The organism is Bacillus paranthracis, assembly GCF_024296885.1.
GTDB classification, from domain to species: domain Bacteria; phylum Bacillota; class Bacilli; order Bacillales; family Bacillaceae_G; genus Bacillus_A; species Bacillus_A paranthracis.
Genome location: NZ_CP101135.1, coordinates 4,723,072 through 4,745,986, shown reverse-complemented (window position 1 = coordinate 4,745,986; position 22,915 = coordinate 4,723,072). Strand labels below are relative to the sequence as shown.

General features: G+C 36.0%; 22 protein-coding genes and 1 other annotated feature. Of the genes, 16 read left to right on the top strand and 6 right to left on the bottom strand.

The features are described 5' to 3' along the window. Positions 1–26 precede the first annotated feature (26 nt). Together NLJ82_RS24700 and NLJ82_RS24695 are read left to right on the top strand one after the other, a co-directional pair. A complete protein-coding gene (locus NLJ82_RS24700; protein ID WP_012644687.1) occupies positions 27–1,079 on the top strand; it encodes a M50 family metallopeptidase in 1,053 nt (350 codons plus the stop codon). Positions 1,080–1,175: 96 nt separating this feature from the next. Further along, positions 1,176–1,316, top strand: a complete 141-nt coding sequence (locus tag NLJ82_RS24695) for a DUF3985 family protein (protein ID WP_000404782.1) — start codon at positions 1,176–1,178, stop codon at positions 1,314–1,316. A 195-nt stretch (positions 1,317–1,511) separates the two neighbouring features. On the opposite strand, the gene NLJ82_RS24690 is transcribed toward NLJ82_RS24695, so the two are convergent. Next, positions 1,512–1,898 (bottom strand): DUF3938 domain-containing protein, encoded by a 387-nt coding sequence (locus NLJ82_RS24690; RefSeq protein ID WP_001077770.1) that lies wholly within the window; start codon positions 1,896–1,898, stop codon positions 1,512–1,514. 462 nt (positions 1,899–2,360) lie between these two features. Between NLJ82_RS24690 and NLJ82_RS24685 the strand changes: the two genes are divergently transcribed. Further along, the gene (locus NLJ82_RS24685; protein ID WP_000397312.1) at positions 2,361–2,882 is read left to right on the top strand and encodes a GNAT family N-acetyltransferase; all 522 of its coding nucleotides are present in this window, start codon (positions 2,361–2,363) and stop codon (positions 2,880–2,882) included. Positions 2,883–2,981: 99 nt separating this feature from the next. Here NLJ82_RS24685 and NLJ82_RS24680 read toward each other — a convergent pair whose 3' ends face one another. Then, the gene (locus NLJ82_RS24680) at positions 2,982–3,875 is read right to left on the bottom strand and encodes a YitT family protein (protein WP_000530037.1); all 894 of its coding nucleotides are present in this window, start codon (positions 3,873–3,875) and stop codon (positions 2,982–2,984) included. Between the two features lie 277 nt (positions 3,876–4,152). On the opposite strand from NLJ82_RS24680, the gene NLJ82_RS24675 reads away from it, so the two are divergent. The 3 genes from NLJ82_RS24675 to NLJ82_RS24665 all read left to right on the top strand — a co-directional run bounded on the left by NLJ82_RS24675 (position 4,153) and on the right by NLJ82_RS24665 (position 6,193). Next, complete coding sequence (locus NLJ82_RS24675; protein WP_000394939.1) at positions 4,153–4,437, top strand: hypothetical protein; 285 nt, start codon at positions 4,153–4,155, stop codon at positions 4,435–4,437. A 28-nt stretch (positions 4,438–4,465) separates the two neighbouring features. Then, on the top strand, positions 4,466–5,248 hold the full coding sequence (gene yidC / locus NLJ82_RS24670; protein ID WP_000920532.1) for a membrane protein insertase YidC: 783 nt from the start codon (positions 4,466–4,468) through the stop codon (positions 5,246–5,248). Positions 5,249–5,377: 129 nt separating this feature from the next. After that, positions 5,378–6,193, top strand: coding sequence for a hypothetical protein (locus NLJ82_RS24665; RefSeq protein ID WP_000730864.1), 816 nt, complete (start codon positions 5,378–5,380; stop codon positions 6,191–6,193). Between the two features lie 81 nt (positions 6,194–6,274). Here NLJ82_RS24665 and NLJ82_RS24660 read toward each other — a convergent pair whose 3' ends face one another. Beyond that, positions 6,275–6,502, bottom strand: coding sequence for a hypothetical protein (locus tag NLJ82_RS24660; protein WP_000562242.1), 228 nt, complete (start codon positions 6,500–6,502; stop codon positions 6,275–6,277). A gap of 166 nt (positions 6,503–6,668) precedes the next feature. Further along, positions 6,669–6,906: a binding site (T-box leader), on the top strand. 65 nt (positions 6,907–6,971) lie between these two features. Here NLJ82_RS24660 and NLJ82_RS24655 point away from each other — a divergent pair. The 4 genes from NLJ82_RS24655 (at position 6,972) to NLJ82_RS24640 (ending at position 12,256) form a co-directional block, all read left to right on the top strand. Next, a complete protein-coding gene (locus tag NLJ82_RS24655; RefSeq protein ID WP_000546317.1) occupies positions 6,972–8,288 on the top strand; it encodes an APC family permease in 1,317 nt (438 codons plus the stop codon). Between the two features lie 107 nt (positions 8,289–8,395). Beyond that, positions 8,396–9,580, top strand: coding sequence for an MFS transporter (locus NLJ82_RS24650; RefSeq protein ID WP_140418918.1), 1,185 nt, complete (start codon positions 8,396–8,398; stop codon positions 9,578–9,580). An 81-nt stretch (positions 9,581–9,661) separates the two neighbouring features. Beyond that, positions 9,662–9,829: a hypothetical protein gene (locus NLJ82_RS24645; protein ID WP_162200734.1), complete on the top strand. Its 168-nt coding sequence runs from the start codon at positions 9,662–9,664 to the stop codon at positions 9,827–9,829. 270 nt (positions 9,830–10,099) lie between these two features. Continuing rightward, positions 10,100–12,256, top strand: a complete 2,157-nt coding sequence (locus NLJ82_RS24640; protein ID WP_000823862.1) for a SpaA isopeptide-forming pilin-related protein — start codon at positions 10,100–10,102, stop codon at positions 12,254–12,256. Between the two features lie 30 nt (positions 12,257–12,286). Here NLJ82_RS24640 and NLJ82_RS24635 read toward each other — a convergent pair whose 3' ends face one another. After that, positions 12,287–13,045: a TrmB family transcriptional regulator gene (locus tag NLJ82_RS24635; RefSeq protein ID WP_000939490.1), complete on the bottom strand. Its 759-nt coding sequence runs from the start codon at positions 13,043–13,045 to the stop codon at positions 12,287–12,289. A gap of 812 nt (positions 13,046–13,857) precedes the next feature. Here NLJ82_RS24635 and NLJ82_RS24630 point away from each other — a divergent pair. The 5 genes from NLJ82_RS24630 to NLJ82_RS24610 all read left to right on the top strand — a co-directional run bounded on the left by NLJ82_RS24630 (position 13,858) and on the right by NLJ82_RS24610 (position 19,048). Continuing rightward, positions 13,858–14,988, top strand: coding sequence for an RNA-guided endonuclease InsQ/TnpB family protein (locus tag NLJ82_RS24630; protein WP_000599350.1), 1,131 nt, complete (start codon positions 13,858–13,860; stop codon positions 14,986–14,988). Between the two features lie 158 nt (positions 14,989–15,146). Next, positions 15,147–17,147, top strand: coding sequence for a methyl-accepting chemotaxis protein (locus tag NLJ82_RS24625; RefSeq protein WP_000946343.1), 2,001 nt, complete (start codon positions 15,147–15,149; stop codon positions 17,145–17,147). Between the two features lie 77 nt (positions 17,148–17,224). Further along, positions 17,225–17,527, top strand: coding sequence for an MTH1187 family thiamine-binding protein (locus tag NLJ82_RS24620; protein ID WP_001018862.1), 303 nt, complete (start codon positions 17,225–17,227; stop codon positions 17,525–17,527). 47 nt (positions 17,528–17,574) lie between these two features. Further along, complete coding sequence (locus NLJ82_RS24615) at positions 17,575–17,820, top strand: YusU family protein (RefSeq protein WP_001290594.1); 246 nt, start codon at positions 17,575–17,577, stop codon at positions 17,818–17,820. Between the two features lie 310 nt (positions 17,821–18,130). Beyond that, positions 18,131–19,048: a proline dehydrogenase family protein gene (locus tag NLJ82_RS24610; protein WP_000436772.1), complete on the top strand. Its 918-nt coding sequence runs from the start codon at positions 18,131–18,133 to the stop codon at positions 19,046–19,048. A gap of 22 nt (positions 19,049–19,070) precedes the next feature. On the opposite strand, the gene NLJ82_RS24605 is transcribed toward NLJ82_RS24610, so the two are convergent. Then, positions 19,071–19,910, bottom strand: coding sequence for a D-alanyl-D-alanine carboxypeptidase family protein (locus NLJ82_RS24605; RefSeq protein ID WP_000831472.1), 840 nt, complete (start codon positions 19,908–19,910; stop codon positions 19,071–19,073). 250 nt (positions 19,911–20,160) lie between these two features. After that, positions 20,161–20,295 (bottom strand): YuzL family protein, encoded by a 135-nt coding sequence (locus NLJ82_RS24600; protein WP_001096348.1) that lies wholly within the window; start codon positions 20,293–20,295, stop codon positions 20,161–20,163. Positions 20,296–20,530: 235 nt separating this feature from the next. Here NLJ82_RS24600 and NLJ82_RS24595 point away from each other — a divergent pair, with 235 nt between their 5' ends. Then, a complete protein-coding gene (locus NLJ82_RS24595; RefSeq protein WP_000486340.1) occupies positions 20,531–22,912 on the top strand; it encodes a 3-hydroxyacyl-CoA dehydrogenase/enoyl-CoA hydratase family protein in 2,382 nt (793 codons plus the stop codon). The last annotated feature ends 3 nt before the right edge of the window (positions 22,913–22,915 follow it).

Below are 22,915 nucleotides of genomic sequence, written 5' to 3'. Positions count from 1 at the left end.
ATATTTTAAAAAGGCCAGCTGGTTCTATGACGGCGGCGTTAGTTTTGTCCATTTTATACGGAGTAATCCGAACTGAGAAATTAGAAATAATGTTGGATATATGGGCATTATTTGGAATTTTTTTATTGGTGTTAGCTATTCATGAGCTAGGACATGTAGTGTTTGGTTTAATAGGTGGTTTACATTTTAAATTTATGACAGTAGGGCCGATTACTTTTCAAAAAGAGAAGGGGAAAGTACGCATTCGAGAAAATAAATTGTGGATGTACTTTGGAGGCGTGGCGATGTTAGTGCCTCCTTCCATAGAGACACCAAATCTTTCGAAAAAATGGGCGTGGCTCACTTTAGGTGGACCGATTGTGAGTTTACTATTTGGTATTACTTCTGGTTACATATACATGGTGAGTTACTATCAATATCTTTTATATTTTTCTGTTTTACACTTTGTCATTTTTGCAGCTACAATCGTACCGATAAAAGGAACGTTTTTGAGTGATGGTATGCAATTTCTCATTTTAATTAAAGATGATGAAAAAGCGAGGCAGCATTTATATAACATTCAAGTATCGAGTGAGTTATTTAGTTATAAGAGGCCGAAAGTTTGGGATAAGAGATTAATAGAACTTAGTGAGGAAAAATTAAAGGAAGATAAAAGTATAAGAGATATAATGAGTGGGCTTATGCTCGTTTTTTATACCAGAGCCGATCAAGAAGGAATGGAAAGAGCGATACCATATATAGAACCAATTGTTCGACAACCTGTAACGAAAGAAAATAAATTTTTCGTTAGTAGTTTTCATAGTTGGTATCTTTTATATAAAGCTCTTTATCAGATGGATAGTCTTTCTCTGCAAGAAGCGAAAGAACATGGGAAGGCTATTACAAAAATAGACTTACATGGGTATTATCGTACACAAGGAATTGTGAAATATGTAGAGGGCGATATGGAAGCTTCCAACGTTTATATGAGGAAAGCGGATAAAGAATTGAAGAGCGCCGAGAAGAGTGAAATGGGATATTTACAATTAGAAAGAGAATGGTTTGAGCAGCTAAAGAAGAGGGTATCTTACGATGGGTGAGGTATCCTCTTTTTTCTATGTCGTCTTATGCCGTTCCATAAAAAGTGTGGGGCGAGTAAAATAAGATAAGAAGAGCAAAACTTGGAGGAATTCTAGATGGAAATTTTAACGATTATTTTGATCGTCTTGCTCATTTATGCTGTTTTTAAAGTGGCATATGTAGCATTAAAAATACTCGCGATTCTATTAATTATCTTTTTAATCGTAGAGTTCGGCAGTAAATTGCTTGGGGGATAGGGTATGTTGATCGTCTTGATTGTCGAAGAATGTCGGTAAGTCGATATTCTGTGTCGAACCGTCGATATAATGAAAAAATCGCTGATATAAGTGGAGAAATCGTCGATATATTTGAAAAATCGCTGATATAATCCGGTAAATACCAATCAGGGTATGCAAACCAACATAAAAAAAGCTGGAAGAATCTCTTCCAGCTTACGAGTTACTTTCAATTTGGCGACCGTTTTCTTCTTCGTTGTCTTGTAATAGGTTGAATACATCTGCTAGACAGAATGCAATGAACCAAGTCCATAGACCGTGGAAGAAAGCTGAGCTTAATTGAAGTGGTAATGTATAGTTAGTCATTGAGTAGGAAATACATCCACCAACGATTCCGATCATTGTTAATAACATTGTTTTTTGCGCATTTTCTTCTGGATTAAAGAGGAAGAAAATGTATCCACCTAAAATTGAAGCGCTTACAAGTGTTTCGATTCCATTAAAAATGATATTCTCTCCAAGCTGAGTGTTTGTCCAGAAGCAGATTGTTCCGCCGATAATAGCAAACAGGACAGCTATTGTATATCGTATATATTGATTCATATGTTCATCTCCTTATGTAATAAGATGATTTGGAAGTCAAAAAGGTAGGTATAGTATATTGAAGTGAGTTTTAATTGTACGTATCTTTTTATAAAAAGATCATTGAAGAGTAACTAAGATGATCGGTTATTTAAACCGTTACGTGTATGGTGTCTGAAATATACCTGACTGCTCGTTTCTTTTTGTTTGTAAAATATGAGAAACTTCCAAGTCTATATACTCTTTTTTTGTGCGTCTGTTTTCATTATAACATATTTAGAGACATAATAATAGAATTATCTGATTTTGTAATAAGTGTAAAAAATAAAAAACGCAAGGAAATACCATTAACGGTGCGGTTTAGTAGAAGAAGGAGTTTCATTTATTTTGATGAAATATGTAATCAAAGTGAGATCTAAGTAGACTTAAATATGATAAAAAATGTTTTATGGCATGCATGTAATGTAAGGGAGGAGAGCTAACTTGGAGTTCACAACAGAAAGATTAATAATTAGACCTTTTAAAAGTACTGATTTACAGGATGTATTTGCTATTTATAATAGTGAGGATACATGTAAGTTCCTATTACATAATAAGTGGACTTATGAAGACATGCAGGAAAGATTTAATAAGAAACTAGAAAACAATGTGCTTACTAAAGAATCAGTATTAAGTTTGGCGGTTATATACAAAACGAAAGTAGTTGGTGATTTATCCGTATGGTACACAAATATGAAAGACACTGTCGAGATTGGTTATAGTTTTTCAAATGAAGTAACTGGAAGAGGTTTGGCAACAGAAGCAGTAAGTCGTTTGGTATTTAAATTATTTCATGAATGTAATGTACACCGTATACAAGCTAATCTTGATGCACGAAATACAGCTTCACAAAAATTGTGTGAACGAATAGGCATGAGAAAGGAAGCACATTTCATACAAGATTTCTGGAATAAAGATGAATGGACAGATAGTATTGTATATGGAATGCTATCCTCCGATTTGTAGTAATAAACGTAGTGATTGTATTATGCTAAAAGGTGCGTGAGTTGAATAACAAAGGGCATCACATATAATATGTGATGCCCTTTCATGTATTGACCTTTTTTATATACGTTTGAAACGGCCGACAATTTCAACTGTTTCAGTAATGTTCATAAATGCTTTATTATCCACTTGACGGATAATACGTTTCATTTCGCCTAACTCATAGCGAGTCACGACAGTGTAAATCATTTTTTTCTTATGGTTTGTATAGCCGCCGACAGCATCTACCATTGTCACGCCACGTATGCCGTGATGTAGTAGGGCGCTTTTTATTTCCTCGCCTTTTTCTGTAATTGTCATTATCGTTAATTTAATATGTTTTGTATGCACAGCATCGATCACTTTGCTGACTACAAATCGACTAATTAACGTATAAAGTGTAATATCCCATCCGAAAATAAATCCTGCTACAACAAGTAAGATTAAGTTGAATACAAATATGATTGCTCCAATTGAAACATCTCGATATTTCGCTACAATCAATCCAACAACATCAAAACCACCTGTTGAAGAAGCAAATCGGAATATGATTCCTGAAGCTGCTCCGCAGATTACACCGCCGAATACAGAAGATAGTAAAATATCGTCTGAAACTTGGTGTACAGGGATAATGTTCATCGCTAACGATGATACAGCTACAAAGTACGCTGTTAAAAAGGTTGTCTTCTTGCCTAAGTAAAAGTGACTTAAAATAAGAAGAGGAATGTTTAGTAAAAAGATAAGTGCACCGATATTGTAGTGCATTAAATAACCGATAATCATCCCTACTCCAGCGAATCCACCGCTAATCATGTTATGCGGGATAAAGAACATATTCATAGAAATTGCATACAAAATAGAAGCTACGAAAATAACAACCAACTGTATGATAAATTCTAAGTGAAATGTTTTAGCTGCTGGGAAGGATAAAAAGGCGGTGTCGGGAACGTAATCGGCGTCTCCTAGTTGACCCATAGTATGTTTCATCTCCATATTCATTTTTGATTACAAGAAGAGAATAAAGGTTTTTTCAAAAACTGGCAATAGTTTTATTATAATGCAAAAATTTTATAAATTTCTAATAAATCAAGCCTATTCATTGATGTGTGTGAATATACTAAAGAAAGCGAATACAATGTTTCTTAATTATTATTTTCTTGAGAAAATATGCAAAATACTTTTTTTGACGATAAAAGGAAATAGAGAATGTTTGCCGAATGTGCTAAAATGACCTTATTAAGGATGTGAAGCGATGGAATTTTTATTGCAGGATGCAATTCTATATATATCGTTTGTAACGACAGCACTTTGTTTATTAGAAGTTTTCTTCCTTGTTAACGTTTCTCGCTTTGTGCGTCAGCAAGCATCGAGCGGTAGACAAAGAGCATTTGCGTTAGTTGATACATGTGAAGATAGTGCGGGGAATGTACCGCTATTTTCTATTTTTTATAAATATGGAATGATTCGTTCTGTACGCAGACAAGAATCAAGTGAAGAGAATGACGAGGTCGGTCCGTATACACCAATGTTTCGCTAAATAATTACGAAACATTGGAGGAATGAACATGTTAAAATCATACCGAGCTGTGCTCGTTAGTTTATCATTATTACTTGTTTTTGTTTTATCTGGTTGCAGTAATGCAGCTCCAATTGATGCACATAGTACGGGAATTTGGGATCATTATTTTGTCTATCCAATCTCGTTTATGATTCAATTTGTTGCTCATCATATACCGGGAGCTAGCTTCGGGATTGCTATCATTATTATGACGCTCGTTATTCGTTCAGCGATGATTCCATTAGCTGTTTCGCAATATCGTAGCCAAGCGAAAATGAAGAAAATGCAACCTGAATTGCAGAAGCTAAAGAAGAAATACGGTGATGTAAGTAAAGATCTTGAAAAACAAAAACAGTATCAAAAAGAAATGTCAGAACTAATGAAATCAGGCGGTTGGAATCCACTTGCTGGTTGCTGGCCTCTATTAATACAAATGCCGATTTTTTCTGCTTTGTATTATGCGATTAGCCGAACAGAAGAGATTCGCACATCTTCGTTTTTATGGGTGAACTTAGGACATGCAGATCCGTATCATATATTACCGATTATTGCAGCGTTAACGACATTTATTCAGATGAAAGTTTTCCAATCTAATATTACACCTGGAGAACAAGTACAGATGCTAAAAATGCAGCAAATTATGATGCCCGCAATGATTTTATTTATGGGATTTGCGGCACCATCAGGACTTGTGTTGTACTGGATAACAGGTAACTTATTTACAATGACACAAACAATTGTATTAAGAAGAATAATGGAACGTGAAGAATTACAATTACAAAAGGCTTAGAGAAACACCGCTCATCACGAGCGGTGTTTTTTTGTTAAGTCGTTAAGGAAATGTTAAGAAACCGACATTACTATAGGCATTGTATACGAAAGTGTACATGCATTAGAAATATGAAGGAGGAAATTTCCTATGAAGAAGAAAACAGTTGGGTATTTAGCGATTGCAGGTGCTTTATCATTCGGAATCATTGGAGGAGTCGGTATTCCGGCATTCGCGGCAACGAATACTTCAGCAGTGGATCAGTCTGCAAAAACGGCGAAAAAAGATTTAGATGATGCTACAAAACAAAAAGTAAAAACAATTATGGACGATACAAAGAAACAGTTGGAGGAGTTAGGTGTAAAGCTTCCAGAGAAAGAAAAACGTAAAGAAATGTTTGCGGGATTAGATAATCAAACGAAAGAAAAAGCGAAATCAATTTTAGAGCAAGAAAAGTCTGGAAAATTAACAAGAGAACAAGCAAAAGAAGAATTGACAAAACTAGGAGTGAAGTTGCCGGAAAAGGGTAAACACAAAGAAATGTTTGCGGGATTAGATGATCAAACGAAAGAAAAAGCGAAATCCATTTTAGAGCAAGAGAAATCCGGCAAATTAACACGTGAACAAGCGCAAGAAGAATTAACGAAATTAGGCGTGAAAATGCCGGAGAAGGGTAAGCGTAAAGATATGCTTGCTAACTTAGATGAACAGGCGAAAGAAAAAGTGAAGTCAATTTTTGAACAAGTTAAGTCCGGCAAATTAACGCATGAGCAAGCAAAAGAAGAATTAACGAAGTTAGGCGTGAAACTCCCAGAGAAAGAGAAGCATGAAGATATCTTTGCGGGATTAGATGAGGCAACAAAAACAAAGGCAAAAGAGATTTTAGACAATGAAAAGAAACAATTAGAGGCATTGAATGTTGATTTACCGCACCATAAGTTTTTTATGAAAAAAGATGAGAAATAATTGAATGAATTCGTATCTTTCGTGTGGGCAACCGGAAGGTACGTGCGAGGACCGATTTCTGTCAGCAGAAATCGGTCCCTTTTAATGATTTAATAAAATTTTTTTCATAGTTAGTATGTATCCAAAGACGCAGTAGAAGATTGCAAAACCGATAAATACTTCTGTATATTGATATTTACCTAATACATAGAAGGAAACAGCTGGTATAATAGCTACCGCTAAAATGCTATAACCAGGATACTTGTACCGATGCATGATAGCGAATAGAACAGAAAGAAATGTAGCGATGATACAAAAAACAGCAATCATTATTGGTGCACCTCCTATATGAATTATACCGTTTTTAGGAAATTAGAGAAGTGTCGTAACTTCTGTTATAATATAAGAAGAGAAATATTTCGTATGTTATATAAAAAAATATATTGATTTTTTCTAACAATTCAATATAATGAACAATAACTACAAAATTCGACATCAAGAAGTGATGATGAGGACATGATCAATTTTTTACGATTCTCAGAGAGGGAGGCCTTTGGCTGTGAGCTTCCTAATACGGAAAAAGGGATTACCACCTCTGAACTGCAGCAGTGAACGAACATCTAGTAATTGCTTGCCGGCAAAAACCGTTATTTTAGACTTGAGAAATTGGTGAAGTGTGTTACTTTGCGAATTGAAACAAGGGTGGAACCACGAATATAACACTCGTCCCTTTTTTAGGGAGGAGTGTTTTTTTATTTCATTTTTGCATCACACTAGAATTGGAAGGAGGATAAGAAGCATGCATCATGATGAGAAGAACAAAATTGGTTTAACGGTAGCACTTTCTATCGTAGTAGGAACGATTATTGGGTCTGGTGTGTTTATGAAACCAGGGAGCGTATTAGATTACTCGGGGAGTTCTAATATGGCGATTCTTGCTTGGGTAATTGGTGGTCTGTTAACGTTAGCAAGTGGTTTAACAGTAGCTGAAATTGGAGCGCAAATCCCGAAAAATGGTGGGTTGTATACGTATTTAGAGGAGATTTATGGAAGTTTTTGGGGGTATTTATCAGGCTGGATGCAAACGATTGTGTATGGGCCAGCTATTATTGGAACATTAGGGTTATACTTTAGTTCTTTAATGATTAATTTTTTCTATTTAGATAAAGTATGGAATTTACCAATCGCAATTGGAACAGTTGTGTTCCTTGGCGTTGTAAATAGTATGGGAACAAAATACGGAGGTATCGTCCAAACGATCACGACAATCGGGAAGATGATTCCAATCGTATTAATTGTTGTGTTAGGTTTTTGGAAAGGGAATAGCGATATCTTTAACGTAGTTGTGCCGATATCAGAAAATCAAAGTATCGGGATGGCAATCTTAGCAACGTTATTTGCTTATGACGGTTGGATTTTACTTGCTTCGATTGGTGGAGAAATGAAGAATCCAACAAAGTTATTACCGAAAGCTATGACAGTTGGGATTTTAATTGTAACAGCTGCTTACGTATTAATTAATTTGGCATTATTGAATGTATTACCAGCAACGCAAATTGTAGAACTTGGAGAAAATGCAACAGCGACAGCTGCAGGAATGCTACTTGGAGAATATGGCGGGAAAATTATTAGTATCGGTATTATCGTTTCTATTTTCGGTTGTTTAAATGGAAAGATTTTAACGTTCCCACGTATCCCGATGTCGATGGCAGAACGTGGACAACTTCCATTTGCTAAGTTTATTGCGAAGGAAAGCCCAAGATTTAAAACACCAGCAAATGCGATTACTGTTGAAATCATTTTAGGAATTATTTTAATGATTATTAGTGATCCGAATAAGCTATCTGAGATTTCCGTATTCATTATTTATATTTTCTACGTAATGACGTTTATCGGTGTCTTCATTTTAAGAAAACGTAATAAAAATAAAGAGCGTGCATACAGTGTACCGTTATTCCCAATCGTACCAATCGTTGCGATTTTCGGCTCGCTCTTTGTAATTGGTAGTGCCATTATCAATGATCCGGTAAGTTGTTTCTTATCAATTGGAATTGTGTTTACGGGGCTGCCGGTATATTGGTATTTAAATAAGAAGAATAAAAATGAAGTGTCATGACTGAAGGGTAGGCGTATAATGTGCCTACCTTTTTTACTGTAAAAAAATTGTACTTGTGTTCAACTTCTATTTTGGTTACTATAATCGTAGTAACCAAAATAGAAAGCGTGGGGAAAGACTTGAATTTTCGTGTGTATATTTTAGCTATCGCGGCTTTCGTAGTCGGAACGGTTGAGCTAATTATAGGAGGAACGCTCGATTTAGTTGCCAACGATTTAGGTGTATCTATTAGTGCAGCTGGTCAGCTTATCACAATATTTTCAGTAGTATTTGCTTTATCAGGTCCTGTTTTACTAGCTTTAACAGGGAAATTTGAAAGAAAAACATTGTATGTTGGGGCATTATCAATTTTCTTAATCGGAAATATTATTTCAGCATTTAGTGTGAATTACGGGATGTTAATGTTCTCAAGGGTGATTTGTGCGGCGAGTGGTTCGCTTATTATTGCACTGTCAGTAACACTTGCTTCTAGCGTTGTAGAACCGCATTTTCGTGCGCGTGCAATTGGAATCATTTTCATGGGGATTAGTGGGTCACTTGTACTTGGAGTACCGCTTGGACTTGTACTCGGAAATGCATACGGATGGCGTGCACCATTTGTACTCATTTCGATCTTAACAGTTATAGCAATCGCTTGTATTTCATTATTCTTAACGAAAGTACCACCGACATCGGTATTATCAATAAGAGAGCAAATTGCTACGTTAAAAGATAAAAAAATCGTCAGTGCACAGTTAACGTCATTCTTATTTTTAACGGGTCATTTAACACTATATGCATATTTAACACCATTTTTAAAAGATGTTATGCATGTGGAAGCGAATTGGATTAGTGTATTTTACTTCATCTTCGGAATCGCAGCAGTAATTGGGGGCGGCTTCGGAGGCTGGCTTGCTGATAAATGGGGATCGAAGAAAAGTATTATTTCAATTATTATCGTATTTGCGTGTGCGATTTTCCTATTGCCGATGATGACATTCTCATTCCCACTGTTCATTATTATGATGGGAATTTGGAGTATGCTGAGCTGGGCTATTTCGCCAGCACAGCAAAATTATTTGATTGAAATTGCACCAGAATCAGCTGGTATTCAGCAAAGTTTAAATAACTCTGCTCTTCACTTAGGAATTGCGCTCGGTTCAACAGTAGGCGGAGTTGTTATTGAGAAATCATCTGTTATATATAATGCTTGGGTAGGAGGCGGCTTTATTATATTAGCGCTGCTTTGTGCAATTTTCTCGATTACGAGAGGACGTTCTACTCAGTTTGCAAAAGAAGAATCTATCGTTTGATAGGTTCTTTTTATTTGTAAAAAATGGAAGGATTTGGTGGGTAAATGGAGAAAGGTGTATATAGCGAGGTGATGGAAAATGATGTCTAATTTCTCGGTATTCGGCATGATAATTGCGCTACTACCGATATTGATAGTTGTTTTTGTGTTAAGATGGGTTCGTTTCATCTATCAAAATTCAGAGAAACAAGTGGAGCAAAATGAGAAGATTATTGAGCTGTTGATGGAGATAAAGGAAAAAGATAAGTAATATGTATTCATTTGAAATTTGTTTCTCGTAAGATATGAAGGCACTTATAAAGTGCCTTTTTTATTATGTTTGAAAATTGGAAACATGTAATGTTTATTTGTCAATAGCAGCATGACAACAAAACGTTTTAAAATGGCTTATTACTGTGAAACTTTCTCAACAATTCGACAAGATACTACAAAAAAACCACCTATTCTCTTTTTTTCACTATAAGTACAATGAAACAGTAAGATTGCTTCATGTAGAAATTTATATATGGTGGTGGAGAGAATGAAACGAAAGATGGTAGGAAAATGGTTTAGTTTTTTAAGTGCTCTTATTATTTTATTAGGAATTGCAATGCCACAAGTAAAGGCAGAAGTAATGAACAGAGAAACATATAAGATGGATTGGAGCTATAGTAATTCGAAACAGCGTGAAATAAAGACAGAAATAATTAAAACGGCTTCGGGTAGTATTGCGTATTGTTTAACGCCTGATTTACGTTCGCCCAATGGGGATGATTTGCCTGAGATGGGGAAAACATCCGATGCTGTATATCGTATTTTATTAAATGGATATCCTCAAAAAAGCCCATCTGAATTAGGTGTAGCGACAACGGAAGAGGCGCATTATGCTACACAATTAGCAGTATGGATTGCAGCAAATGAATTAACGGAAGAAGATTTAGTTGCAAAAAATGAACGTGTACATAATCTTATGAAGCGTTTAGTAGAGGCTTCAAAAAAAGAAACTGGATCACAAGATGTATTCTTTAAAGTTAATCCTGTAGATTCACAAACTGCTACACAAAAAGGTGATTATTTAGAAACAGGATTTTATGCAGTGCAAACAAATGCGGTTTCTGGCTCTTATACAATTCTTCCTGAAAATGCTCCTAAAGGGCTTCGAATTGTAAATGAAAATGGTGAAGAGAAAAGTACGTTATCAATTAACGAAAAATTCAAAATCTTAATCCCGAAAAATACGAGTAGTGGTAACTTTAAAATGAAAGTGAAGTCTACTTTAACAAATTTACAAGCAATAGCTTTTAAAGGATCGGAAAAAGTTCAAAATACAACGGTATTGTTACAAAGAAATAGTGAGAAAATCAGTACAGATTTAGTTGTAAATTGGGAATCAGTAGGTTCTTTAAAGATTATGAAATTAGGAGAAAAAAAGGAAGTATTAAAAGGAGCGGTGTTTGAAGTTTCTAATGAAAACTTTAAACAAAATGTTACGACTAATGATAAGGGGATTGCGGAGTTAGGTAATCTTCCAATCGGTATATATAGCGTCAAAGAAATTCAAGCGCCAGCTGGATATGTGTTAGACGGAAGCGTTAAAAAAATTGAAGTGAAAACTGGTGAAACAGCTGTATTAGAGCTTAAAAATGAAAATGTAAAAGGTGAATTAGAAATAACGAAAGTAGATGTAGCGGATGGGAATACGAAACTACCGAACGCAGAATTTACAATCTACAACGAACAAGGGAAAGAAGTAGTAAAAGGAAAAACGGATGAAAAAGGTGTAGCGAAATTCAAACTACCATACGGAAAGTACACGTATAAAGAAACAATAGCGCCAAATGGATATGTAATAAATGAAGAGACGTTCGCATTTGAAATAAAAGAGAATGGAGAAATTATTAAACATATCGTTCAAGATAAAAAAGTAGAAGGTGAGTTAGAAATAACGAAAGTAGATATAGCGGATGGGAATACGAAATTACCAAATGCAGAGTTTACAATCTACAACGAACAAGGGAAAGAAGTAGTAAAAGGGAAAACGGATGAAAAAGGTGTAGCGAAATTTAAACTACCATACGGAAAGTACACGTATAAAGAAACAATAGCGCCAAATGGATATGTAATAAATGAAGAGACGTTCGCATTTGAAATAAAAGAGAATGGAGAAATTATTAAACATATCGTTCAAGATAAGAAAGTAGAAGGTGAGTTAGAAATAACGAAAGTAGATATAGCGGATGGGAATACAAAATTACCAAATGCAGAGTTTACAATCTACAACGAACAAGGGAAAGAAGTAGTAAAAGGAAAAACGGATGAAAAAGGTGTAGCGAAATTCAAACTACCATACGGAAAGTACACGTATAAAGAAACAATAGCACCAAATGGATATGTAATAAATGAAGAGACATTCGCATTTGAAATAAAAGAGAATGGAGAAATTATTAAACATATTGTGAAAAATAAGAAAGAAGAAAAGGCATCGCTTCCTTCTAAGCCAAATAAGCCAACACCGAATGGAGAAGTGAAACCTTCCGCTGATGTGAAGCCGATGCAACAACCTAATATTCATAATGAAGTACGTTTGCCAGCTACTGGCGGCGTCGGCAATGAATTTACGGTTTTATTTGTTCTAGGACTTGGTTTTATTATTGCAGGAGCTTATGTGTTAAAGATGAAAAATAGAAAAGAAATGTAGAAAAAAACGCCTTGTAATAGAGGCGTTTTTTTAGTATCTCAACTTCATCAATAAACTCTTAATTTCCTCATCTTCCATAAAGAGGTCATGGTGTTTCTGGGTAATCTTTGCAAGTGCAACGTCGTGATAGAAAAATTCTGTAAAGAACTTTACGAAAGGTTGTGACATTGTTTTCATCGCTTGCCATGACTCTTGCTCTACACCAGCAAATAAAATTTCACGGTCGTCAACGATGAGCAGTAAGTATCGCTCTAGCGCGTTAGGCTCTTCGGCTGGGATTAGAAAATGCATGTTTTCTAAGTCTGTTTTTACTTTTCCAACTATAAGGGCTTCGGTTTTGACGCCTTGTTTTGCTTTTTCTTCTAATAACGGAAGATATTCTAAAAGAGTATCGTTCCAAGCTGAAATGCGAATTGATTCTTTTGCACTTTCGATGAGCTCTTTACTTTGAACGCGAATAGAAGATTGCATTTTTAAGCTCCACACACGGTCATCTGTAAATGATTTTTTCGATATAGTTGTCTCTAATTCTTTAATATTGGATTGAAATTCTGTTGTTAATTTTTCAATTGCTAGCTTGAGTGGTAATGCTGTATACATCTTTTTCTTCTCCGAAACAGAATCCATTACCATTCCTTTATCAATTAGACGTGCAAGTACTTCATATATTTTGGCTTTTGGAACGCCAGAATGCTTCACAATCGTTGTAGCATCTAATGGCTCGTTGCTTGATACGACAACTTCGTAAGCTTGGCTTTCATATTGTGAGAAACCGAATTTTTGTAACATAGTTCCCTCCGAACGAATGAGATTATAGTTTAAGGATAATGAACTATTTGTTTTTGCACAAGTGGTAGTCAGTTTTCTAATTGTATTAAGGTGAGAATTAATTTCAATTTTTTAATTTTATCTATTATACTTAATATAGTGATTAATATGATTACAATACAACGAGAAGGGTAACTAACTGTTACGATTTATTTAACCAATTATAATGAAAGTTAATTAAATATATCAGTAAGCCCTGCTAGTCAAGTGATTGGCTAGTAGTGAGGGTTAACTGCGGGCAATCCCTAAAGCTGATTGAACTACAACGTGGCTAGAAATAGCGAGCGTGAATGTCGCGAAAGCAGAAAAAATCAATTAGATGGTGCAAGGTTAAATCCTAAACACTAGAACAATGGGTCTTCCGCCTCGAATCATCTAAGTCAAAAGTGATAAGATGAACGTTCAACGACTATCTCGTATAACTGACGAGAGTACACCACAAGCCTATGGTGGTGGAAAAATCCTCTATCTCTAAAGAGATAAACATATAGTCTGCGCTCATGTGAAAACATGAGAAGTTCATAAGAGAACTGGCTAAGGAATTGCGCCCTTAGTTGAACAAGATAAATTTTATTAAATCTATCAAACTTCATTGAAAGTATCGAACATACGTGCTATGTTAGGTTTAATGAGGTGAGAATAATAATGAAATTTTCACGAGTTAGTCAAGTATCAAAATTAACAGGTTTGCATCCGAGTAGTCTAAGGAGAATGCTGGTGGAACACGCTACGATTCAGAAGAACAAATCTTTCATTAAAGGAGTTACATTCTGATGATATTGGCGAAGAAAGTTAGACTGATTCCAACGCCTGAACAAGAACAAGTGCTGAGAAACCATGCTGGAGCTGCAAGATTCGCTTATAACTATTGTAAAAGAATGAGTGATAGATATTATAAGCTATTTGGAAAATCTGTTTCACAGTTAGCTTTACAGAAACGATTTACAAAGATCAAGAAGCGAAAGAGGTATGAGTGGTTAAAAGAAATCAATGCACAAGTGCCCAAACAGGCTTCAAAAGATTTTGATACGGCGAGAAAACATTCGTTCAAAAAGTACAAAAATGGGTATCACACTTCTTATAAATCCAAAAAAGATTTGATTCAAGGATTTTATGCCAATTATGAAAGACTGATTATAGGAAAGAGAGTAGTTCATATTCAGTCTATTGGAGAAGTGAAAACAAGCCAACAACTACCAAGAAATAAAAAACCATCCAATCCAAGAGTTACCTTTGATGGTCGTCACTGGTGGATGAGTGTAGGATTCCAAGAAGACTTTGAATCACAAGAACTAACGAATGAGTCGATTGGTGTGGATGTTGGTTTAAAAGAACTTTTTGTAGCTTCTAATGGTATGAAAGAACGAAATATAAACAAAGATGCTAAGGTTAAAAAACTTTTGAGAAGGAAAAAGTCAGCGCAAAGAGATATGTCTAGGAGATTTAAAAAAGGTGTAAAAATTCAATCTGCCGGATATGAAAAAGCGAAAGCGGAGCACCTGCGGTTATCTAGAAAAATTACGAATATCCGAAATAACCATATCCATCAAGCAACAGCTAAATTGGTGAAAACCAAACCAATGAGAATTGTTGTGGAAGACTTATCTATCTCAAACCTGTTAAAAAACAAAAAACTATCGAAAGCATTTTCCTTTCAAAAATTACACTTCTTCTTTCAATGTTTATCATACAAGTGCGAGAAGTATGGCATTGCGTATGTAAAAGCTGATAAATGGTTCGCCTCAAGCAAGATTTGTTCATGTTGCGGAGTAAAATACGACCATTTAGTTCAACCAGAAGGACAGTGGAGTTTAAAAATACGTGAGTGGCGTTGTGCTTCATGTAATAGCCATCACGATAGGGATTTAAATGCTGCGATAAATTTATCAAGATGGGTAAAATAAATGCTTGATAATAGGAGGTAACGATACTGCCTCGTGTGGAGTGTTATACCCCTCGTCCCTTCGGGGTTGCGAGAACACTTTGAAGCACTAACTTGTGTAAATTTGATTGAATTGTATAGATTTAGTTAAGTTTATCGTATCGGGATGCTTTGGGGGATATGTTAAGAAGTTTACGTTTAAAAATTGCGGTAGTATTTTCGGTACTTATTTCTATGATGTTCGTAATATTAGGTACAGCTATGTATCAATTACAGAAAGAGAAGGAAGTGCGCTCCTTAGACCAGTATTCTCAAAATACGATGGATCTTGTGACAGAGCAACTTACGACATTTGTTCAAAGAACGGATGAAGATATGGGGTATTATGCGAACAGTGAGATGATTCGTAATATGCTTCAAGACGGAGTTACTCCAGAAGAGGAAGCATTTTTGACGAAAGAGTTTTCGGAGTATAAAAAAAATCATCCAGGCATTTTAGACTTATATATTGGTACGAAAGATAAAAAAACATTAAGTGCCAATCTTGCTGAAGGTGGAAAAGTGCCAGAGGGATATGATCCAACGACAAGACCTTGGTATAAAGACTCAGAAGCTGATGTGAAAACGGTTCACTGGGGACAACCTATGTATGAAATTGCAACAGGTAAGTTAAGCGTGGGAGTTTCTAAAGCAATTACAGCTCACGATGGATCTGTATTAGGTGTTGTGGCGATGGATGTATCGCTCGGAACAATTCAGAAATTACTTCATAATATTCAATACAATAACGGCGGAGAAATGTTTATTATAAATGATAAAAATATGGCTCTTGTTTACCCGGAAAAGATAGGGAAAGATGTTTCGAAAGAGCCACTTGTGCAGAGTTTAAATAAAGATGTAACAAAATATGCTGTCACTACATTAAAAGGTGAAGAGGTAGTTGCATATAGTCAGTCATTTGATTTGATGAAATGGAAGATAGGAATTTTTTATCCGAAAGAAACAATTGATGGGCTATTACATAGTACGAGAAATACAGTCATTATAATGGCATGTATTAGCCTATTCGTTGGAATCGTAGCTTCATACTTGTTCTCACGAAGATTAGCAAGACCACTGCAATTATTAACGAATCACGTTCAAAAAGTAGCAGAAGGTGATTTAACGTTGCAAATGAAAGTGACAAGTAAGGATGAAGTTGGAGAACTGACGAACCATTTTAATCATATGGTTGAACAAATGAATGAAATGGTAAGCAAAATTAAAAATAGTGTATCAACCGTGCAACAATCAACGAATAATCTACATTATTTAACGAATGAAACTGTAGCCGCTAGTAGAGAAGTATCAGGGGCAATGGATGATGTGAGCGGAGGAGCTTCTACGCTTGCTAATAGTGTAGATGAAGTTTCAGAGCAGCTTGAGAATATGGCGCAGTCAGTGGAACAAATGAATAACTCTGTTGGTGAAATAAAAGGGGTGGCTGGCAAAGCGGAAGAGGCATCTAAGCAAGGGCTAAATACGATGCGTAATTTAGTTCGTACAAGGGGTCAATCATCTTCGATTGTTGTTCATACAGAGGAAGCATCCGGAAAGTTAGAACAAAGAGTTGGCTCGATTCAAAATGTGGTAGAGCTTATAAAGGGGATTTCGGATCAAACGAATTTACTTGCTTTAAATGCTTCAATCGAGGCGGCACGTGCAGGCGAACAAGGTAAAGGTTTTGCTGTTGTTGCTGAAGAAGTTCGAAAATTAGCGGAACAATCAAAAGAAGCAACAGTAGAAATTGCAACGATGATTGGTGATGTACAAGTAGAGGTAAGGCGAGTTGTAGAAGTTGTAAGTAAATTGAAAGATATCGCGGATATACAAAATACAGTTACGACAGAGGCAGAAACGGAATTCCGTACAATTATGTCAGTTGTAAATACGATTAGTACTTCAGTGGAACAAATTGTAGAAGAGGTACATAACATCGGTCACGAGCAAGGAGAAATTACAGCGGTCATGCATACAATTGCTGGTACGAGTCAAGAAAGTGCAGCTGTTTCGGAAGAAGTAAATGCTGCAACTGAATCACAAGTGAATCATCTAGAAAAGGTGGCTCATACGATGGAAAGCTTGACGGAGCATATGAGAGACTTGGAAAGATTGGTTGAGCAGTTTAAAATAGAGGAATAACAAATTAGTAAAATGATGAGTATTTCGGTAAAATAGACAATGGATATATAAGAAGCAATTATAGGAGGAAGACTACTATGGCAATTGTTGACGTATCGATTATTCCAGTAGGAACAGGTAATCCAAGTGTTAGTGAATATGTAGCAGAAGTACAAAAGGTGTTAGAGAAAAATGCAGATCGCGTGAAGTATCAATTAACACCAATGAATACAGTTATTGAAGGAGATCTTCCTGTCATTCTAGAAGTTATTCAACAAATGCATGAAGTTCCATATACGAAAGGTGCACAGCGCGTTGCAACAACAATTCGTATCGATGATCGTCGTGATAAAGTAAGCACAATGGAGAAAAAATTAAACTCTGTTCGATCAAAATTATAAAGAAAAGCAGCGATCTTCGCTGCTTTTTTCATATAGGAGGTAATAAGATGAGTGAAAAATTTAACGAACAGTTTGACGGGTTGTTAGAGAAATACACGGAACTATTACTTGGAGAGAGCAATGAAGAGAGAAAAGAACAGGTACAGAAGTGGGCACTGTATTCTTACATAGCAAAGACGATGCCGGCTTTAGTGAAGCATTGGAATGAGACGTATCCCGATGCGAAAGAAGAGATGGTGCAGTTAATTACTGATATTAAAAGGCTGAATGAAGAAAAGAGAAATGAACAATAAAAAAACTTGGGATAAATATAATCTCAAGTTTTCTGTATTAATATCCTCATATAATTTACATGGAATATAAAGGATTTTATAAGCATGTCGAATATTTTCGACATGCTTATTTTGTGCCTATTAAACTCTATTTTTCTAAATGTCGAAAAATATTTCGGGCATATTTATAAGCGAGAATATAGGGTTTTAAATGTTTTTATAGTATTTTATAAATTATCTAAATAATTATTTGTATCCAATAATTTTAAACAATGATATAATTTTGAAGAGGGGTAAAAAACAGATAAATTAAGTCATAGGGGTGAATTACATGGAACAATTAATGCGAAATTCGTTTCTTTTCTTATCTAAAAATAAAGCGCTAACAAAACTGGCTAAAAAGTACGGTTTACGCTTTGGTGCAGGTCGCTTTGTCGCAGGGGAGACAATTGAATTAGCGACAGCAGCTATTAAACAATTGAACAAGCAAGGACTTTGCGTAACAATCGATTATTTAGGAGAATTCGTTGATAATGAAGCGGAAGCAAATGAAATGGCTAACCAATCGATTGAAGCAATCCGTGCAATTGGAAGAGAAGGTCTTGATTCGCAACTTTCTTTAAAGATGACTTCTATGGGATTAGATATCTCTGATGAAATCGTAATGAACAATATGCGCCGCATTTTAGAAGCGGCAAAAGAAAATGGTGTGTTCGTTACAATTGATATGGAAGATTATACACGCTGCGGAAAGACAATTGATATCTTTAAACAGTTAAAGTCTGAGTACGATAATATTGGTACTGTTATTCAAGCTTACCTATATCGTACAGAAAAAGATATTGAGGACTTAAATGCTTATAATCCTAATTTACGTCTTGTAAAAGGGGCTTATAAAGAACCTGAAGAAGTGGCGTTCCCGGACAAGAAAGATGTAGATGACAATTATAAAAAGATTATTAAAATGCACTTATTAAATGGAAATTATACTGCAATTGCTTCACATGACGAAGCGATTATTGAATATACGAAAAAACTTGCCGAAGAACACAACATTCCAAGAGACCAATTTGAATTCCAGATGTTATATGGTATTCGTAATGAGCGTCAACTTGAGCTAGTAAAAGAAGGTTACAAAATGCGTGTTTACGTACCTTATGGAAACGACTGGTATGGCTACTTCATGCGTCGTCTAGCAGAGCGTCCAGCAAACGTTGCGTTCGTATTAAAAGGTATGGTTAAAAAATAACCAAGGAGAAAATACTCCTTGGTTATTTTAATTGCTGAAATGCGTAATGTGCCATTTTCTTCGTATCAGGATACAGTTGCTTGCGAGTAGAAGATAATACAACATTAATGACGCGTTTACCGTCTTTCTCATCCACTGTTACGACTGTATATTTTCCGAGTGCTGATAGACCGCTTTTACTTCCAATTGCATATGGATCGTCATATAGTTCTTCTCGTCCATAGTTTGCAATCTTTGGAGAGCGTTCTGAAGTATGTAGAGTTGTACGCGTTGAATTCATATATTCTAAAACAACTGGGTACTTTAATGCTTCTTTCGTAATTATAGCAATGTCATATGGTGATACTTTGTTTCCTAGTGCATCAGCACCACTTGCGTTTTTGAAAGTCGCATGCTTTGTACCGAGTTCCTTCGCTCTAGCATTCATCATTTTTACAAATTCATTTTTTGATCCTGCGATATGTTCTGCGATGGATTCAGCTATTGGATCTGCACTAATGATAAGCATCAGTTTTAATGCCTCATCACGTTTTAACTTTTCCCCAGCACGAAGTTTAATTTTCTTACTTTGACTTTCTGTTTTAATTGCGTTTTCTGTAACTGTAATTTCCTCATCCTCTTTTACATTCTCTAGTAAAAGAAGCGTTGTCATCATTTTGGCTATACTAGCCGGATAAGAGCGTTCGTCTTCTCGTTTGCCATACAAAATTTCACCTGTGTCTGCATCGATTGTAATCCCGTATTGCCCAGTGATGCTAGGTTGATCGGCTCTTACAGCTTGTTGTCTTTGTGCGTAAGAGAAGAAAATCATCCCTGTAAATAGTGTGGCAATCATTACAATCATAACTATTGTTCGTTTCATTATAATTCCCTCATTTGTTACAAATAAATTGGGCAGAAAAAGCAGCCATTACCCATTATGCCACGTTCTCTGCCCAAAAATATAGCGTTATTTTTCGCCCATATTATGCTTCTTACCCCGCTTTAACGGGCAGTAAGACTCCCACCTTAAAATTCGGCTTAAACAAAGAGGTTAGGTGGGAGGTCAACTGCCCATAAAAGCCCGATTGGTTCAACTAATAATCAGTGGGGAAGAACAAAAGCCCCACTGATTAAAGTTTCACTTTATATTGTTGGTTATTACCTTGACGTCCTTTTTCCACGCCTCGATCAGTTGGTCCAGCGTTTCCAGTCACACTCGCTGCACTAATTCCAGCCTTTGAAGGGTTCTTCTTAAGTTTTGCCATATATATTCCTCCAGTTTCGTCAGATTATAAAAAGGGAAAGTGTATTTTAGTGAAGAAAATACATATATAGCATGGGCAAATAAAAGAAAAATATTTATTTCAGAAAATTTTATCAATAAATATATTGCGAAAATTTAAACAGTATCATATATTTATTAGTAGAGGCTCACTCATTGATTGCGACTTATGTCGAAAAATTGAATGAGCATTCATTCAAGAATAGGGGGAGAATTGGATGTTCCAAATTAAAAAGGCTGCTGTTCTAGGGTCAGGCGTAATGGGTTCAGGAATTGCGGCACACTTAGCTAATATTGGTATTCCGACATTATTGCTTGATATTGTACCACCTGCGCTTACGAAAGAAGAAGAAGCGAAGGGACTTACATTAGAACATAAAAGTGTGAGAAATCGTTTTAGTAATACGGCACTACAAAAACTATTAAAGCAAAAACCAGCTCCTCTGACAGTGAAAGGAAATTTAGCACTGATTGAAGCAGGTAACTTAGAAGATGACCTTGAGCGTCTAGCTGATGTAGATTGGATTATTGAAGTAGTAGTTGAAAACTTAGATATTAAAAAGAAACTATTTGAAAAAGTAGATGCTGTTCGTAAACCGGGTTCTATCGTAAGCTCGAATACGTCAGGCATTTCAGTTGAAAAAATGGCAGAAGGTCGTTCAGACGACTTCCAGAAACACTTCTTAGGCACACACTTTTTTAACCCACCACGATATTTAAAACTTCTAGAGGTAATACCGACGAAAGAAACTGATCCACAAGTATTAAGCTTCATGAAACTATTTGGCGAAGACGTTCTTGGAAAAGGCGTTGTTATCGCGAAAGACACACCAAACTTTATTGGAAACCGCATTGGTACGTACGGTTTATTAGTAACTCTTCAAGAGATGGTAAAACGCGGCTATAGCATTGGGGAAGTTGATTCTGTAACAGGCCCACTTATTGGTCGGCCAAAGAGTGCAACGTTCCGTACATTAGATGTTGTCGGTTTAGATACATTTGTACACGTTGCAAATAACGTATATGAAAACGTACAAGAAGAAGAGCGCGATGTATTTAAAGTACCAGCTTTCATGCATGACATGCTTGATAAAAAATGGCTTGGAAGCAAAACAGATCAAGGCTTCTTCTTAAAACAAGGAAAAGAAATTTTAGAATTAAATCCAGAAACAATGGAGTACGAAGCTCGCAAAAAATTAAAAGCTGCATCGATCGAGTTAAGTAAACAAGAAAAAGGTTTATCGAATAAATTGAAAGCGCTTGTATACGCGAAAGACCGCGCAGGAGAGTTGTTATGGAACATCATTACACCAACTCTTTTATACTCTGCAAAACTTCATAAAGAAATTGCTGACGATATCGTTGCAATTGACCAAGCGATGAAGTGGGGCTTCGGCTGGGAGCAAGGACCGTTTGAAGTTTGGGATGCAATTGGCGTTGAAAAGTCCGTTCAAAAGATGGAAGAAAACGGCGTAGTTGTTCCGACTTGGGTGAAAGAAATGTTAGAGAAAGGTTTCACTACTTTCTACAAACATGATAACGGAGATAGCTACTATTACGATAATGGCGAATATAAGCTAATTGAGCGTAATAAAAAGGCCATTTCTCTTAAACAATTAAAAGCGAAAAACGGCGTATTAAAGAAAAATAGTGGAGCGAGCTTAATTGATTTAGGCGACGGCATCCTTTGCTTAGAATTCCATTCGAAGAGCAATGCAATCGGCATGGATATTACGCAAATGATTAACTACGCTGTTGATGAAGTAGAAAAGAATTATAAAGGTCTTGTTATCGGTAACCAATCGAAGAACTTCTGCGTTGGTGCGAACTTAGCAATGATCTTAATGGAAGCACAAGACGACAACTACTTTGAAATTGAGTTAGTTGTGAAAAACTTCCAAGATGCAATGATGAAAATGAAATACTCTTCTAAGCCAGTTGTAGCAGCGCCATATGGTATGACGCTTGGCGGAGGTACAGAAGTTTGCTTACCAGCAGCGAGCATTCAAGCTTCTAGTGAAACGTATATGGGCTTAGTAGAAGTTGGTGTTGGCTTAATCCCTGGCGGAGGCGGTAATAAAGAGCTATACATTAAACACTTAAATAAAATGGCAAATGGCGTAGAGTTTGACTTGCAAAAAGTTGCAAATAAAGTGTTTGAAACAGTCGCAATGGCGAAAGTTTCAACTTCAGGACAAGAAGCGATTTCTCATAACTTCTTAGGTGATAAAGATGGTATTAGTGTGAATGGTGATCACTTACTATACGATGCGAAACAGAAAGCACTTGCTTTATATGAAGCTGGTTATAAAGCACCGATTCGTAAAAAGATACCGGTTGTTGGTGAAACAGGATATGCAACACTTGCACTTGGTGCAGAAGCAATGCACTTATCTGGTTACATTTCAGAGTACGATCTTCACATTGCGAAGAAACTTGCATATGTCATTGCGGGCGGAAAAGTGCCGTACGGAACAGAAGTTGATGAGCAGTATTTATTAGATGTAGAACGTGAAGCATTTATTAGCTTAGTAAGTGAGATGAAATCACAAGCAAGAATGCAGCACATGCTTGTAAAAGGAAAGCCATTACGTAACTAATAA